13 protein-coding genes and 1 pseudogene are annotated in these 15,326 nt (G+C 73.3%); 8 read left to right on the top strand and 6 right to left on the bottom strand.

Features of this window, described 5'->3' with window-relative positions:
* Positions 1-226: 226 nt before the first annotated feature.
* On the top strand, positions 227-850 hold the full coding sequence (locus PS467_RS30910; protein ID WP_311037954.1) for a hypothetical protein: 624 nt from the start codon (positions 227-229) through the stop codon (positions 848-850).
* 107 nt (positions 851-957) lie between these two features.
* Here PS467_RS30910 and PS467_RS30915 read toward each other — a convergent pair whose 3' ends face one another.
* A complete protein-coding gene (locus tag PS467_RS30915) occupies positions 958-1,767 on the bottom strand; it encodes an aminoacyl-tRNA hydrolase (RefSeq protein WP_311037955.1) in 810 nt (269 codons plus the stop codon).
* A gap of 104 nt (positions 1,768-1,871) precedes the next feature.
* Here PS467_RS30915 and PS467_RS30920 point away from each other — a divergent pair.
* The 3 genes and pseudogenes from PS467_RS30920 to PS467_RS30930 form a co-directional block, all read left to right on the top strand.
* Positions 1,872-2,693 (top strand): annotated as a pseudogene (locus PS467_RS30920) (ABC transporter ATP-binding protein); the annotation flags it as partial.
* A 554-nt stretch (positions 2,694-3,247) separates the two neighbouring features.
* Positions 3,248-3,916, top strand: coding sequence for an ABC transporter (locus tag PS467_RS30925; protein WP_311037956.1), 669 nt, complete (start codon positions 3,248-3,250; stop codon positions 3,914-3,916).
* A 10-nt stretch (positions 3,917-3,926) separates the two neighbouring features.
* A complete protein-coding gene (locus PS467_RS30930; RefSeq protein ID WP_268974965.1) occupies positions 3,927-4,079 on the top strand; it encodes a hypothetical protein in 153 nt (50 codons plus the stop codon).
* 20 nt (positions 4,080-4,099) lie between these two features.
* On the opposite strand, the gene PS467_RS30935 is transcribed toward PS467_RS30930, so the two are convergent.
* Complete coding sequence (locus PS467_RS30935; protein ID WP_311037957.1) at positions 4,100-5,506, bottom strand: alkaline phosphatase PhoX; 1,407 nt, start codon at positions 5,504-5,506, stop codon at positions 4,100-4,102.
* Between the two features lie 613 nt (positions 5,507-6,119).
* Complete coding sequence (gene zapE / locus PS467_RS30940; protein WP_311037958.1) at positions 6,120-7,247, bottom strand: cell division protein ZapE; 1,128 nt, start codon at positions 7,245-7,247, stop codon at positions 6,120-6,122.
* Positions 7,248-7,314: 67 nt separating this feature from the next.
* On the opposite strand from zapE, the gene PS467_RS30945 reads away from it, so the two are divergent.
* The 4 genes from PS467_RS30945 (at position 7,315) to msrB (ending at position 10,814) form a co-directional block, all read left to right on the top strand.
* A complete protein-coding gene (locus tag PS467_RS30945) occupies positions 7,315-8,154 on the top strand; it encodes a pyrimidine reductase family protein (protein ID WP_311037959.1) in 840 nt (279 codons plus the stop codon).
* 76 nt (positions 8,155-8,230) lie between these two features.
* A complete protein-coding gene (locus PS467_RS30950) occupies positions 8,231-8,707 on the top strand; it encodes an indole-3-glycerol phosphate synthase (RefSeq protein ID WP_311037960.1) in 477 nt (158 codons plus the stop codon).
* A gap of 263 nt (positions 8,708-8,970) precedes the next feature.
* Entirely contained in the window at positions 8,971-10,392 is a 1,422-nt protein-coding gene (murC, locus tag PS467_RS30955; protein ID WP_311037961.1) for a UDP-N-acetylmuramate--L-alanine ligase, read from the top strand.
* Between the two features lie 14 nt (positions 10,393-10,406).
* Positions 10,407-10,814, top strand: a complete 408-nt coding sequence (gene msrB / locus PS467_RS30960) for a peptide-methionine (R)-S-oxide reductase MsrB (RefSeq protein ID WP_311037962.1) — start codon at positions 10,407-10,409, stop codon at positions 10,812-10,814.
* Positions 10,815-10,981: 167 nt separating this feature from the next.
* Here msrB and treZ read toward each other — a convergent pair whose 3' ends face one another.
* The 3 genes from treZ to PS467_RS30975 form a co-directional block, all read right to left on the bottom strand.
* Positions 10,982-12,739 (bottom strand): malto-oligosyltrehalose trehalohydrolase, encoded by a 1,758-nt coding sequence (gene treZ, locus PS467_RS30965; RefSeq protein WP_311037963.1) that lies wholly within the window; start codon positions 12,737-12,739, stop codon positions 10,982-10,984.
* A gap of 144 nt (positions 12,740-12,883) precedes the next feature.
* Complete coding sequence (locus PS467_RS30970) at positions 12,884-13,792, bottom strand: GNAT family N-acetyltransferase (RefSeq protein WP_311037964.1); 909 nt, start codon at positions 13,790-13,792, stop codon at positions 12,884-12,886.
* A 335-nt stretch (positions 13,793-14,127) separates the two neighbouring features.
* Positions 14,128-15,237, bottom strand: a complete 1,110-nt coding sequence (locus tag PS467_RS30975; protein ID WP_311037965.1) for a lytic polysaccharide monooxygenase auxiliary activity family 9 protein — start codon at positions 15,235-15,237, stop codon at positions 14,128-14,130.
* Positions 15,238-15,326: the final 89 nt, after the last annotated feature.

The raw sequence follows: 15,326 nt of genomic DNA on the forward strand, positions 1-15,326 counted from the left end.
GACCTCTTCGGCGCGGCACGTGGACTGTCCGGCGCGGCACGTGGACTGTCCGGTGCGGCACCTGGACTGTCCGGCCCGGCGTCGTAGCCGTGCCCGTCACCCCCCCCGGCCCCGACCTGATCCACTGCCCATACCGTGTCTCCGTAAATCGATGCGGCATCTCGACGAGAGATGCCTCCGGGGGACATTGGGGCATGAGGGTCTGTACTTGGAAAGGATGGCCGTAATGGTGTCAAAGCGCTCTGCGGAGAGGACCGTCGGCTGGATCGCCGGGGCCGCGGTGGTGGCGGTGGTCACGGGTGTCACAGGGTGCTCGAACAACACGAGCTCCAGCACCGAGAAGAAGCCGACCGCGGACAGCTCGGCCACGGCCGACGCGAAGAAGACGGATGAGGGGAAGAAGGAGGCCGCACAGCCCGCGGCCGCCCGCCAGTCCGCGGAGGGCGCGGTTGCCGAGTGGGTCACCGCGATCATCAAGAATCAGCCGACGCGGGCGTGCCTGGTGATGGCGGATACCGATGCGTCCCCGGTGCGGGTCGGCAGCGCCTCGATGTGCAACAGCGACCAGCCCGATGTGCGGAAAATGAAGGAGAGCATCGGGAGGCTCCGCGAGTCGTTCACGCCCAAGCCCGCCCCGAGTGACCCGAAGGTGGAGGTCGCGCAGGCCCCGGTCACCGGCGACAAGGCGGTGGTTCCCGCCAACAAGGTCACCATCGACGGGCAGACCCTCGACAAGGTCATCCTGTCCAACTCCACCGGGCTGACGTCAGGACAGCTGGACGTCAAGGTGAAGGCGTCCGAGATCAACAACGCCTGGTACGTGACCGATTTCGATCTCAGCGTCGGATAGTGGCGTAACCGGGAGTCCCGCCGGGCTGGGGGCCAGGCTGCTGTTCGTAGCGGCCTGCCACCCCGGCGCATGGACGCGGTCGCGCCGCCGGCAGCCGCTCGGCTCGCTTACCGGCGCGGCTTGCGCGGCAGGGGGCAGAACCGGGAGCCTCCTTCGACCGCAACGGTCAGCCCGGGGGCGATCTCGGTGAACCCCGCGTCGCGCACCACCGGCAGCCCGCTCCTGGTGAGTTCGTCCCACCGCTCGGCCGACGCCGTACGCACCGCCAGCGGGAACCCGGCCCCGCGCCAGGCCGCCCGCGCCGCGTCGTCCAGCTCCCACCAGGCCAGCTGCGCGCCGTGCCCGGCCTGGGCCATGGCCTTGCCCGCCGACATCCGCACATGGGGGCTCAGCCACAGCACCGGACCGGTGAGATCGGGGGCGGCCGGCGGCTCGGGGTCGTCCAGGTCGGTGCCGGAGACCTGGAGCTTGGCCAGCTCCTTGGGCCAGCCGTCCAGCGGCACCGGCGGGAACACCCGCACCTCGGCGGCCGACGGGGCCCCGTCCCCGTCCCCGTCCCCGTTCTCGGCCGTGGCCGTGGCGGGGGTCCGGCCCGTGACCGTGATGCCCGGCAGCCCGGCCGCGCGCCGCCAGTCCGCGCCGCGCGCCCGCCGTACGACCTTGCGGATGCGGGCGTCCTGCCAGTCCCGTACGGCCTGGGTCCACTCGCCGCCCTCGGCCGTCGCCCGCTCGTCCGACAGCAGCACCAGCACCGCCCGCGCCGCCGTCTCCAGGGCGTCCGTACGGGTCGGGGGCGCGGCCTTCTCGATCCGGACCACCATGGGCAGGACGAACTGCGGCGCGGCGTCCCGGTCGGACTCGGCGTGCCGGAAGGGGCTGGTGCGGGGGCTGGGGGTACCGGTCTCGGTGCTGGTCACGCGCCCAGTCTGCCAGGACCACGGGAGGGGCCGCCGGAGAGGCCGCGGGAGAGGCCGCGGGAGGGGGCCGCTGGGCCCGGGGGAGAGGCCTATGCTCAACCGGCATGAGACTGCGAGGAGTCGGCCGGCGCTACGGCCTGGGCGGGCCCTGGGTGCTGCGCGGTGTCGATCTCGACGTACCGCCGGGTTCGCTGACCCGCATCGAGGGGAGCAACGGCAGCGGCAAGTCCACGCTGCTGCGGCTGCTCGCCGGGATCGACGCCCCCAGCGCGGGCCGGATCACCGGCCGCCCGCCCACCGCGTACGTCCCCGAGCGGTTCCCGGCCGAGCTGCCCTTCTCCGCCCTCGGCTACCTCACCCACCTGGGCCGGATCCACGGGCTGTCGCGCGCCGCGGCGGTGCGCGGGGCGGGGGAGTGGCTGGAGCGGTTCGGGGCGGACGGATACGCCGGCACCCCGCTCGCCGAGCTGTCCAAGGGCACCAGCCAGAAGATCGCCGTGGCGCAGGCGCTGCTGGCCGCCCCCGGGCTGCTGGTGCTGGACGAGGCATGGACCGGCCTCGACCAGGCGGCGCGCGGGGTGCTGGACACGGCGGTCGCCGAGCGCGTCGCCGACGGCGGCGCGGTCGTCTTCGTCGACCACGACCCGCGCCGCCTCGCCGGCGCCCCGGACCGGGTCCTGCGCCTCGCCGAGACCCGGCTGGTGCCGGTGGCCGGGGGTACTGACGAGGCCCCGGGGGCCGAGTCCCCGCCCGGCCGGGAACCCGCGCCACCGGGCGGGCCCGCTCCCCGGGCCGTGCTCGGCCCGCCCGCTTCGCCCGGGGCCCGGCCGTCCCCGGACGGTGAGCGGCCGTCTCCGGCCGGGACCCGGCCGGGGCAGTCCACGGAGCCGACGGCCCCGGCCGACGTATGGGTCCGGGTGGAAGCCGAGGGAGCGCCCGGGGCCAGACTGCCCACCGGGCTGCCGGGGGCGCCGGTGCGCGAGGTGCGGGGCATCGATGCGTACGGGGCGCCGGACGCGGCGGTACGCGAACGAGGCCCCGCGCCCGTGCGGAGGAGCCTGCCCGCGTACAGCGACATGCCCGGGTACGGCAGCCCGTCCCCGCATGACAACGCGTCCGCGCAGGGGAACCCGCTCGCGCAGGGGAGCCCGCTCGCGCAGGGGAGCCCGCTCGCGCAGGGGAGCCCGCTCGCGCAGGGGAGCCCGCTCGCGCAGGGGAGCCCGGCCGCGCAGGGGAGTCCGTCCGCGCACGACAGTCCGTCCGCGCATGACAACGCGTCCGCGTACGACAACCTGCCCGCGTACGGCAGCCCGTCCGCCAACCCGGCGGGCCAGGTCGTACGGCTGGCGGTCCGGTCCGCGTCCTCCGATGCCCTGCTCCGGGCCCTCCTGGCCGCCGATCCGCCCTGGCACATCCGCGCTGTGACGACCATCAGCGATCCCCGGGAGCCCGCCGATGGGCCAGGGCGGAAGGAGACGGCGTGATCGCGCTGCTGCGCTACCAGGCGGCCCTGCTGGTCCGTTCCCACCGCTGGCTGCCACCGCTGCTGCTGTACGGCGCGTTCCTGGGGATCGGGGTGCGGTCCGGGCAGCCGATCCTCGACTCGCTCGGCTACGCGGCCGCCGCCCTGCTGCCCGTCGCCGCCTGGCTGGTGCGGGTGTGCGTCACCAACGAGCCCGCCGCGGCGCGCTCCTGCGCCGCGGCGGCGGTGGGGCCGGGCCGGGTGCACCTCGCCTCCGTGCTGACCGCGCTGGGCGCCGCGCTGGTGCTCGGCACCGCCGGGACGCTGTTCGTCGCGGCCGTCAGCGATCCGCACGGCGCGGACCACCGGCACCGGGTCCCCGTGCCGGAGGCGACCGTCGCCGGGCTGCTCGCCGCGGTCGCGTGCGCCCTGCTCGGCGCGGCCGTCGGCGCGCTGTGCAACCGGCCGCTGCTGCGCCGCCCCGGCTGGGCGATCCCCTCCACCATGGGCGCCGCGCTGCTGGTGTCGGTGGCCGGCGCCTCGCCCGCGAACGCCGCCGTGTCGGGGCTGGTCGACGGCTCGCACAGCGGCACCGTGCCGATGCCGCTGCTGCCCCTGGCCCTGACCGGCGCGGCCGCCGCCGGGGCGACCGCGCTGGCCTGCGCGCTCAGCTCCCGCCGGTCGTAGAGTTCGGGTCATGGACGACCGTACGGACCTTCCCGAGGGCCCGCCGTACGCCGACTGCGTGCGGTGCGGCGAGCCCACCGAGTACCCCGCCTCGCGCCCCGGAGCGACGCTGTGTCCCGTCTGCGAATGGCAGGAGGCCCAGCGCACCGCCTGCTCCGGCTAGGCGTAGGCGACGGGCAGACCCTAGTGGCGCCAGGGCCCGGTCACCGCGAAGGTGGTGCCCGGGGTGTAGCAGTTCACGTACATCGTGCGGCGGTCCGGCGCGAAGGTGACGCCCGCGAACTCACCCCACTCGGGGTCCTCCGGTGTGCCGACGTTCTGCCGTCCACGTGCCATCGGGTAGACCTCGCCGTGCCGGGTCAGCCCGAAGACGTGCTGGGCGCCGTTGCCGTCCTCACAGACCATCAGACCGCCGCTGGGCGCCAGCGTGATGTTGTCCGGGGACTCACCGGGCAGCTGGACATCCGTCTCGGGGCCGAAGACGATCACCAGCGTGAGGCGCCGCCGGTCGGGGTCGTACCGCCAGATCTGGCCGAAGTGGTCGGCCGCCGAGCCGTCCGCGCTCTTGGCGAAGCTGGAGACGAAGTAGACCGACGAGCCGCCCCAGTAGCACCCCTCCAGCTTCTGGGCGTGGGTGATGCCTCCGGGGCCGAAGTCCTGGAAGCGGATGGGGGTCTGCTGGGCGAGCGGATCGGGCACGTCCACCCATTCGACGCGGTCGAAGGCGGTGCCCGGCTCCTGGATGGTGGACAGATCGGGCACCCCCGGCACGCGCAGCGCCTGGAGTTCCCCGCCGGCCCGCAGCGAGCCGATGCCGCCGAGCGGCTTCTTGGGCCGGAAGCGGTAGAAGAGCCCGAAGGGTCTCTCGAAGGCGTCCTCGGTCTCGTAGACGACGCCGCTGCGCGGATCGACGGCGATGGCCTCGTGCTGGAAGCGGCCCATGGCGGTGAGCGGCACGGCGCCGGTGCGGCGCGGATCGTAGGGGTCGACCTCGAAGATGAAGCCGTGGTCCTTGGTGTAGCCGTTGGTGCCCGCCCGGTCCTCGGTCTCCTCGCAGGTCAGCCAGGTGTGCCAGGGGGTGGGGCCGCCCGCGCAGTTGACCGCGGTGCCCGCGATGGCCACCCGCTCGGACAGTACGCGGTTGCCGGAGCCGAGCTCCAGGGCGGTGCAGCCGCCCAGTCCCATCGGGTCGTAGGTGAGGCCCTCCACGGCCGGGACGCGGAACGCGGCGCCCGGACGGTTCTCGTGGTTGCGGACCAGATGCGTCGTACGCCCCTGGCGGCCGTCGGCGCGGCCGGGGAAGGCGGCCATGCCGTCGCAGTGGCTGGGGACCTTGCCCTCGCCGGAGCGGAGTTCGTCGCCCTCGCGGGAGAGCACCCGGTAGCGGAACCCCTCGGGGAGGTCCAGCAGACCGTCGGGGTCGGGGACGAGGGGGCCGTAGCCGCCCTGGCCGAGCGGCCGGGGGTCCGGTGTGGCGGCCGCGGCGGTGCCGGCGAACAGTTCGGGGATGCTGCCGGTGAAGGCGATGGAGGCAATGGAGGCGCCCAGCGCGCCGGTGCGGCCGAGAACCTGACGTCGTGTCGCTGACATGCGGTAACTCCCTGCTGGCGGACAGAGAATATGACCGCATGTGTGTATCACGCCCGCAGGCGCGCGGGAACCACGTGCGCGCGTCACGCGCGTGACGGCGGGTACGCCCGCGCTATGCGTGCCGACGCGTGGGAGCCTCTGCGTCACGCGTGCCGAGGTATGGGAGCCCCTGCCTCATGCGTGCCGAGGTATGGGAGCCCCTGCCTCATGCGTGCCGACGCATGGGAACTCCTGCGTTACGCGTGCCGGCGCACGGGAGCCCCTGCGTCACGCGTGCCGACGCATGGGAACTCCTGCGTCATGCGTGCCGACGCACGGGAGCCTCCGCCTCATGCGCGTCGAAGCACGGGGACCCGTGCGTTACGCGTTCCGGCGCACGGGAGCCCCTGCGTCATGCGCGTCGCCGCATGCAAACCCGTGCGTTACGCGTTCTGACACACGCGAACCCCTGCCTCATGCGCGTCGCCGCACGCAAACCCCTGCGTCACGCGTTCCGGCGCACGGGAACTCCCGCGTCATGCGCGCCGACGCATGGGAACCCCTGCGTCATGCGCGCCGACCTACCGGAACCACGTGTGTCACGCGCAACCGGTGCGGCGGGGGAGCCACCCGCTCAGCTGCTCTCCGGTGCGTCGGCCAGTTCCTTCGCGTCCCGGGCGAGCGCCGTGAGCCGGGAGATCGCCCGGAAGTACTTCTTCCGGTAGCCGCCGTTCAGCATCTCCTCGCTGAAGAGCCGGTCGAACGGCACCCCGGAGGCCAGCACCGGCACCTCGCGGTCGTAGAGCCGGTCGGCCAGCACCACCAGCCGCAGCGCGGTCGACTGGTCGGGGACCGGGCCGACCCCGGTCAGGCAGACGGCCTGGATGCCGTCGCACATCGCGCCGTAGCGGCTCGGATGCACCCGGGACAGGTGCTCCAGCAGGGCGGGGAAGGCGTCCAGCGAGGCGCCCGGGACGCGGTGCGCCGCCCGGGTGACCGTGTCGTCGGAGTGCGGGGCGGGGGCCGCGGGCAGACCGCGGTGGCGGTAGTCCTCGCCGTCGATGCGCAGCGTCCGGAAGTGGGCGGACAGCCCCTGGATCTCGCGCAGGAAGTCGGCCGCGGCGAACCGGCCCTCGCCGAGCTTGCCGGGCAGCGTGTTGGACGTCGCGGCGAGCGCCACGCCCGCCTCGACCAGCTTGCCCAGCAGCGTGGAGACCAGAACGGTGTCGCCCGGGTCGTCCAGCTCGAACTCGTCGATGCACAGCAGCCGGTGATCGCTCAGGGTGCGCACGGTCTGCTGGAAGCCCAGCGCGCCGACCAGGTTCGTCAGCTCCACGAAGGTGCCGAACGCCTTCAGCTCGGGGGCGGCCGGGGTGGCGTGCCACAGGGAGGCCAGCAGATGGGTCTTGCCGACGCCGTAGCCGCCGTCGAGGTACATCCCGCGCGGACCGTCGGCCGCGGCGGCGGGCTTGGTCTCCCGGCGGAACCAGTGCCTGCGGCGACCGCCCTTCGTGTCCCGCCCGCCGTCCAGCCGTGCGGCGAAGGCGCGCAGTGCCTCGACCGCCTCGGCCTGGCTGGGCTGGTCGCGGTCGGTGATGTAGTTGTCGAAGCTCACGGTGGCGAAGCGGGGCGGCGGCACCATCTCGGCGACCAGGCGCTCCGCCGGAACCTGCGGCGCACGGGCGGTGAGGGCGACTGGGGCGGCTGGAGCTTCGGCGGCTATGGGGCCTGCCGAGCCCGTTGAGGTGGTTGGTGCGGACACGGATATCCAGGGTAGTCGCTCTTCACCCGAGCGCCGTCCGAGAGGGAGGCATGTCACACTGCGGCCTATGCGACGCCTGTTCCCACCGCCTACCGCAACGCCCGCCGAAACCTCTGCCGAAACCTCTGCCGACACCTCTGTGTTTACCGATGTGTTTGCCGAAGACCGTGAATGGGGCCTCGACGAACTGGCGGACGCCTATGCGTATCCGGACCCGCCGTACGGCCCCTCCGGCGTCTGTCTGCGCGCCAACATGGTGTCCTCGCTGGACGGGGCGGCCCATCACGGCGGCCGGTCGAAGCCCCTGTCCTCCGACGCGGACATGCGGATCTTCGGGGTGCTGCGCGGACTCGCCGACGCCGTGGTGGTGGGCGCGGAAACCGTGCGCCGCGAGGGCTATCGGCCGGCGCGCGCCCGTAAGGCGTTCGCCGAGCGCCGGGCGGCGCTCGGCCAGGGACCCGTGCCCGCGATCGCCGTGGTGAGCGCGAGCCTGGACCTGGACTTCTCGCGGCCGCTGTTCACCGAGCCGCTGGTCCCCACGATCGTGATCACGGGCGCGGCGGCCTCGCAGGAGCGGGTCAAGCAGGCCCGTGCGGCGGGGGCCGAGGTGGTGCTCGCCGGGGCGGGGCCGTCCGGGCGGGTCGACGCGGCGGCGGTCGTGACCGCGCTCAAGGAGCTCGGCCACACCCGGCTGCTCACCGAGGGCGGCCCCACGCTGCTGGGGCAGTTCACCGCGGCCGGGGTACTGGACGAACTGTGCCTGGCGGTGGCTCCCCTGATCGCCGCGGGAGACGCCAAGCGGATCGTGGACGGACCCGGGCTGGCGGAACCGGAGCAGTTCGCTCTCGCTTCCGTCCTGGAGGAAGCCGGATTTCTTTTCACCCGCTACCGTCGGATTTACCAATAACTTATACAAAACGCCTGTTAACCCGTGAAAAGCAGTGCGAAGGAGAAGGGCATCCGCCGTGTTCACGAGCGTATTGATGATTGAGAAGCCCCTGACCCCCGCCGACGTGGAATTCGTCACCACCCTGCACGGCGACGATCCGGTCTCCTTCGTCGTCCTGATGCAGCCCCGGGGCAGCAAGGACCGGCTGCTGCGCGCGATCGACGACATCGCGCTCGGCGAGCTGGAGCAGGCCGCCCAGGAGGGGGACGAGCCGGAGGGCGCGGAGGCGCTGGAGCCCGCCGAGCGGGCGCTGAACCACTCCGTGGCGGCGCTCGAGGCGGCCGGGAGCCGGGCCCGGGGTCATGTCGTCCAGCGCCGTCCGCTGGAGGTGCTGCGCGGCGTCGTGGAGGAGACCCACGCCGATGAGGTGATCGTGCTCACCGCACCGCATTTCGTGGAGGAGTTCTTCCACCGGGACTGGGCCTCCCGGGCGCGCCACAAGGTGGGGGTGCCGGTGCTCAAGCTCTTCGCGCACGCGGTGGACGAGGACCAGCCCACGGCCGGCGGCTGAGTCAGGACCGAGCCGGGGCTGAGCCGGGACCGAGCCATGGCCCTGGTCTCCGCGGCCGTCGGCGGGGCGGGTGGCCGGGGGCGTGGGAGTTGGGCTCTTCGCGCACGCGGTGGACGAGGACCAGCCCACGGCCGGCGGCTGAGCCATGACCGAGCCGGGGCTGAGCCACGGCCCCGGTCTCCGCGGCCATCGGCGGGGGCGGGCCGCCGGGGGTGCGAGAATCGGGCCGACAGCACACACCGAGAACCAGGGGAGACCCGTACATGGCACCGGCCGGCACCGCCTCCGACGCGCTGGATCGACCGCACTTCATCGGCATCGGCGGCGCCGGGATGTCGGGCGTGGCGAAGGTTCTCGCCATGCGGGGCGCGCGGGTCTCGGGGAGCGACAGCAAGGACTCGCCGATCGTCGGGGCGCTGCGTGAGCTCGGCGCGACCGTGCACATCGGCCACGCCGCCGGGAACATCGCCGCCGACACCACCGGCGTCGTCATCTCCAGCGCCATCCGCGCCGACAACCTCGAACTGGTCACGGCGCGTGAGCGCGGCATCCCGGTGGTGCACCGCTCCGACGCGCTCGCCGCGCTGATGGACGGCTCCCGGCCGATCGCGGTCGCGGGCACCCACGGCAAGACGACCACGACCTCGATGCTGGCCGTCTCGCTGCGCACCCTCGGCCTGGACCCGTCGTACGTCATCGGCGGCGATCTGGACGCCCCCGGCTCCAGCGCCCACCACGGCGACGGCGACATCTTCGTCGCCGAGGCCGACGAGAGCGACCGCAGCTTCCACAAGTACGCGCCCGAGGTCGCGATCATCCTCAATGTGGAGCTCGACCACCACGCCAACTACGCCTCGATGGACGAGATCTACGAGTCGTTCCAGACCTTCGTCGGCCGCATCCGGCCGGGCGGCGCGCTGGTGATCTTCGCCGACCACCCCGGCGCCCGTGAGCTGACCGCCCGGATCACCGGCGGCGAGGGCCCGCGGGTGCTCACCTACGGCGAGGACGAGGACGCCGAGGTACGGGTGACGGCCATCGAGCCGCACGGGCTGACCAGCGAGGTCACCGTCCGGCTCGCGGACTCCCTGGGCGGTGCGGAGATCACCTTCACCGTCTCCGTCCCCGGCCGCCACTACGCGCTCAACGCCGTCGCCGCCCTCACCGCGGGCGCCGCCCTCGGCGTTCCGGCCGGGGAACTGGCCCCCGCCCTCGGCTCGTACACGGGCGTCAAGCGGCGGCTCCAGCTCAAGGGCACCGCCGCCGGGGTGCAGGTCATCGACTCCTACGCGCACCACCCCACCGAGATCGCGGCGGACCTCGAGGCGATCCGCGGCGGCGCCGGGGAGGGCCGGGTCCTGGTGGTCTTCCAGCCGCATCTGTTCAGCCGCACCCAGGAGCTGGGCACCGAGATGGGCGAGGCGCTCGCGCTCGCCGACGCCTCCGTCGTCCTCGACATCTACCCCGCCCGTGAGGACCCGGTCCCCGGGGTCACCAGCGCCTTGGTCATCGACGCCGCCGCCCGCCGCGGGGCGGACGTGACCGCCGAGCACGACCGGACCGCGATCCCCGAGCTGATCGCCGGAATGGCCAAGCCGGGTGACCTTGTTCTCACCATGGGCGCGGGCGATGTGACCGATCTCGGTCCGGAGATTCTCGCCCGTCTCCAGAGCCCGGAGAACTGAGGAGGTCCGTCCCCATGGCGTATGAGATCGACAAGCCGGAGGAGCAGTGGCGTGCGGAGTTGACCCCGCAGGAGTACCACGTGCTGCGGGAGGCCGGCACCGAGCGCGCCTTCACCGGTGAGTACACCGATACCAAGACGGTCGGCGTCTACTCCTGCCGGGCGTGCGGGGCGGAGCTCTTCCGCTCGGAGACGAAGTTCGAGAGCCACTGCGGCTGGCCGTCGTTCTACGACCCGGCGGACAGCTCGGCCGTCGAGCTGATCGAGGACCGGTCGCACGGCATGGTCCGTACCGAGGTGCGGTGCACCCGCTGCGGTTCGCACCTGGGCCATGTCTTCTCGGGCGAGGGCTATCCCACCCCGACCGACCAGCGGTACTGCATCAACTCCATCTCGCTGCGGCTGACCCCCGAGGAGAGCTGACCCCCGAGGAGAGCTGACCCCCGAGGAGAGCTGACCCCCGAGGAGAGCTGACCCCCGAGGAGAGCTGACCCCCGAGGAGAGCTGACCCAGAGGACAGCTGACCCGGGTCGCCGCCACCCAGCCGCCCGCCACCGTGCCGTGTGAGCACTGGCTACCGCGCGATCACATCACCGGCTGCCGCAGCGCAGCACGGCGGCGGTCTCGGGCGGCAGCCGCAGCATGCCGTCCGGGCCCGGCCGCTCGATCCGCCGCCAGGCGGCGACCACCTCGGTGACCTCGCCGGTCCGGGGCCCCAGCCAGGTCTCGGCCGGCCGGTCGCCCGGGTTGAGCAGAATCCGCAGCGGGCCGCGCTGAAAGCTGAAGCAGCCGTCCGAGCCGGTGGACAGGCCCGTGTACGACCAGGTGGGGTCGGTGAGGGCCGGTTCGGCGCGGCGCAGCGCGATCAGCCGGCGGTACCAGTCGAGCAGCGCCCGGTGCGGCTCCCGCTCCGGCTCCCGCCAGTCGAGGCAGGACCGCAGCCGGGTGGCCGGGTCCTGCGGGTCGGGGACGTCCGTCTCCGCCCAGCCGTGGGCGGCGAACTCCCGGCGGCGGCCGGAGCGCACCGCCTCGGCCAGCCGCGGGTCCTGGTGGTCGGTGAAGTACTGCCAGGGCGTGCGGGCGCCCCACTCCTCGCCCATGAAGAGCATCGGGGTGAACGGCGCGCACAGCACCACGGTCGCCGCGCAGGCCAGCAGCCCGGGGGAGAGCAGGGCGGAGAGCCGGTCACCGACCGCGCGATTGCCCACCTGGTCATGCGTCTGGGCATAGCCGAGCAGCCGGTGCGCGGGGGTGGTGTGGGTGTTCAGCGGACTGCCGTGGCGGCGGCCCCGGAACGTCGAAGGGGTGCCGTCGTGGAAGAAGCCGCCCATCAGCGTCTTGACCAGGGCCCCGGCCCCCTCGGCGGCGAAGTCGGCGTAGTAGCCCTGCCGTTCCCCGGTGAGGAAGGTGTGCAGGGCGTGGTGGAAGTCGTCGTTCCACTGTGCGTGCAGACCGTGGCCGCCCGCCTCGCGCGGGGTGGTGGTGCGCGGATCGTTGAGGTCCGACTCGCCGATGAGGAACAGCGGGCGGCCGGTGCGGGCGGCCAGCGCGTCCACGGCGGCCGACAGCTCGGCCAGGAAGTGCCGGGCCCGGGTGTCGCGCAGCGCGTGCACCGCGTCCAGCCGCAGCCCGTCCAGCCGGAAGTCGCGCAGCCAGGCCAGCGCGCTGCCGATGAAGTACGCGCGGACCTCGTCGGAGCCGGGCGCGTCGAGGTTGACCGCCGCGCCCCAGGGGGTGTGGTGGGTCTCGGTGAAGTACGGCCCGAAGGCCGGGAGGTGGTTGCCGGAGGGGCCCAGGTGGTTGTGGACCACGTCGAGGACCACGCCGAGGCCGTGCCGGTGCGCGGCGGCCACGAAGCGCGCCAGCCCCTCCGGCCCGCCGTACGGCTCGTGCACCGCCCAGGGCGCCACACCGTCGTACCCCCAGCCGTGGGTCCCGGGGAACGGGCAGACGGGCATCAGCTGCACATGCGTGACGCCCAACTCGGCCAGGTGCGGCAGCCGTTCGGCCGCCGCGTCGAAGGTGCCCTCATGGGTGAAGGTGCCGATGTGCAGCTCGTACAGGACCGCGCCGGGCAGCGGCCGCCCGAACCACTCCCGCTCCCAGGGGAAGCGGGAGTGGTCCACCACCGCGCTCAGCCCCTCGGGGCCGTCCGGCTGGCGGCGGGAGCGCGGATCGGGCAGCGGCGGGCCGTCGTCGAGCGCGAAGCCGTACCGCGCCCCGGGTCCGGCCTCGGCCTCGGCCCGCCACCACCCCTCCCGGTCCGGATCGGGCTCCATGGGGCGATCGCGCCCCTCCAGATGGAGCCCGACCCGCCCGGCGTGCGGCGCCCACACCTCGAACAGCACTGGCGTCTCCTCACCTCGGCCCGTCCACGGTCCCGACCATGCTGCGGGACACGGCGCGCACGGCGCAGCAGTACGACACCGGCCGGACGAGGATCAACGCCGGCCGGACCAGGGCGGACGCCGTCAGGTCAGGGCGGACGCCGGTCAGACCAGGTCGATGCGCTCCTGCGTGACGGGGTAACCCGCCGTGGCGAAGTGCGCGGCCATCGGGAGGTTGGGCTGGTCCGTCGCCGCCGCGATCTTCGTGGCCCCCCGTTCCACCAGATCGTGCGTGCACTCCACGAGCAGGTCGTACGCATAGCCGTGGCCGCGCTGCTCCGCGACGACCCCGATGAAGCCCACGCACGGGCCGGACGGGTTGTGCGCGGGCACCTGAATGCCCACCAGCTCGCCCTCGGGCGTCCAGGCGAGCCGCCACCACTCGCGCGGCGAGGGGCACCAGGAGAAGAAGTCCATCAGCTCCCGCACCGCGGCCTCGACGCCTCCCCGGGCGATGGCCCGCGCGTCGTGCGCGTCGAGCGAGCCCGGCATGATGCGCCGCAGCACCTCCTCGATCACCGCGTCCTCGGGCTCCGGCCGGAACTCCAGCCGCCCCGGGCGCTCGGGCAGCCCGCACTCCGGCGTCCACTCATAGCGGTAGCGCTCGACCAGGAACTCGAGCCCGCCCGCCACGGCGGCGTCGACACGGGCGCGGGCGGCGGCCCGCACCTCGGGCTGGTCGCGCCAGCCGGGCGGGGCCAGCAGGCTGTACTCGGCGCGCAGCGGTGCGGTGCGCAGCAGTTCGGCGGCGGCGTCGGCCTCGCCCTCGGCGAAGTCGAACCAGTCCAGGGCGACGGGCGCGGAGTCCTTCGGCCCGGCCCACCAGGCGGCGCGGGCCACGACCCGCCCCTCGCGCAGCGCCACCCAGGTCCACTCGGGGCGGTACTCGCCGCCCTGGCCGACGGTGGCGTAGGTGTGGCTGAAGCGGCCCCGGCCGACGAGCGCGGGGACCCGCAGGTCGTTGAAGAGATGGGCGTCGCCCTCGGTGAGCGCGCGGATGACCAGATCGGTCATGGGATTCCTTCCAGGAGGGTGGTGCGCTCCCGGTCGGATGCCTGATCAGGCGATGCGCGCTTCAGACGATGCGTGATCAGACGCGGATACGCCCGGCGGACAGGGGGCGGGAGCGCGGAATGGTCGTGATGTCCATGGCTCTCGCCTCCTTCCTCGGTCAAGGGCGTGGCCGCACTCTACGGGCGCCGATCTCTCCCTGTCCACGCCTTTCCCGGGCGGAGCCGGTCTGCCGCCCACGAGGGGGAAGGAGCGGCAGACCGGCGCGCGGGATGAGGTGCACCTGACAGATCACTGAGCGGGCCGGCGCACCTGCGTGGTCCGGTGTGGGAGGCAGACTAGTGCACCATGCAGATCGGCGCGGCCGCCGTGTCCGGAGAGCCGCCGCCGGCCGTGAAGCCGAAGGTCGTCGAGGCCCCCGTGGCCAGTGAACCGTTCCAGCCGGCGTTGGTGACCGACGCCCCCGAGCCGGTGGTGGTCAGCTTGCCGTTCCAGACGCTGTCGATCCGCTGCCCGGACGGCACCGTCCAGTCGACCATCCACGCGGAGATGGGCGTGACACCGGTGTTGGTGACCGTCACCTCGGCCTGGTAGCCGCCGTTCCAGGTGCTGGTCACCTTCTGGGCGGCGGAGCAGGAGGCCGTCGGCGGGTCGGCGGGGTCGCTGCCGTCGTCGTCGCCGTTGCTGGTGGTGCCGGGGACCGTCACCTCGCCGTTGCCGCCGTCGAAGACCACGTCGGAGCAGCTGTAGAAGGTCTCCTGGCTGTCCGAGCGCGTCCACACGGTGTAGATGATGTGCCGTCCGCTCTTGCCGGAGGGCAGGTTGGCGGTCCAGGTGTACTTGCCGTCGACCGTGCCGACCTGGCCGGACAGCGGCGGGTTCGTCACCGTGCTGAACGGCTGGTCCTCCAGATCGTCCCAACTGAGCGACTGGGTCGGATCGATCGGGTCCTTGGTGATGTAGCTGCGGAACGACCCCGGGTGCGCGGCCCAGGCGTTGTACGCGAACTGCATCGACGCGCCGGACGTCAGATGGGTCACCGGCCAGTCGTTGCTGCCCAGGTCGAAACCGGAGAAGTCATAGACGGTGGCCGCGGCACTGCACAGCTTGCCGTCCGGGATGAACCCCTCGGTGCGGCCCGCGCCGTCCGAGCGGAGCACCGCGAACCAGTTGTAGAAGGGCGTCGCCCCGCTCTTGTCGTACGCGGCCTTGCACGCCGGGTTGGTCGGCTTGACCTCGCCGGTGGAGGACATGCTGTACTTCCAGCAGAGGTAGGTGCGGCTGCCCGGCGCCATCGGCGCGCCGTGTGCGGAGGCGCTGCCCCCGGAGAAGAAGACAAGGCCCAGGGCGGGCAGGACCGAGAGCAGGACCAGCAGGACGGATCTGGGCGCGCGGGAGCGGCCCGGCGGGCGTGTGGAAGAGGCGAGAGCCAGTAATCGTCGAGGCATTGCGCGTGCTGTCCCTTCGACGTGATCGGGTCAGGAACCGTCGGCATGGGAGCGCTCCCAATTCTTGGTGAACGTAGCGCGCGTCTCCG

Source organism: Streptomyces luomodiensis (assembly GCF_031679605.1).
Lineage (GTDB): Bacteria > Actinomycetota > Actinomycetes > Streptomycetales > Streptomycetaceae > Streptomyces > Streptomyces luomodiensis.

Coding starts and splice junctions, on each gene's coding strand:
- PS467_RS30975 (WP_311037965.1), bottom strand. CDS start 15,237: ATGCCTCGACGATTACTGGCTCTCGCCTCTTCCACACGCCCGCCGGGC.
- PS467_RS30930 (WP_268974965.1), top strand. CDS start 3,927: ATGGACGACCGTACGGACCTTCCCGAGGGCCCGCCGTACGCCGACTGC.
- PS467_RS30970 (WP_311037964.1), bottom strand. CDS start 13,792: ATGACCGATCTGGTCATCCGCGCGCTCACCGAGGGCGACGCCCATCTC.
- PS467_RS30950 (WP_311037960.1), top strand. CDS start 8,231: ATGATTGAGAAGCCCCTGACCCCCGCCGACGTGGAATTCGTCACCACC.
- PS467_RS30910 (WP_311037954.1), top strand. CDS start 227: ATGGTGTCAAAGCGCTCTGCGGAGAGGACCGTCGGCTGGATCGCCGGG.
- msrB (WP_311037962.1), top strand. CDS start 10,407: ATGGCGTATGAGATCGACAAGCCGGAGGAGCAGTGGCGTGCGGAGTTG.
- PS467_RS30945 (WP_311037959.1), top strand. CDS start 7,315: ATGCGACGCCTGTTCCCACCGCCTACCGCAACGCCCGCCGAAACCTCT.
- murC (WP_311037961.1), top strand. CDS start 8,971: ATGGCACCGGCCGGCACCGCCTCCGACGCGCTGGATCGACCGCACTTC.
- PS467_RS30935 (WP_311037957.1), bottom strand. CDS start 5,506: ATGTCAGCGACACGACGTCAGGTTCTCGGCCGCACCGGCGCGCTGGGC.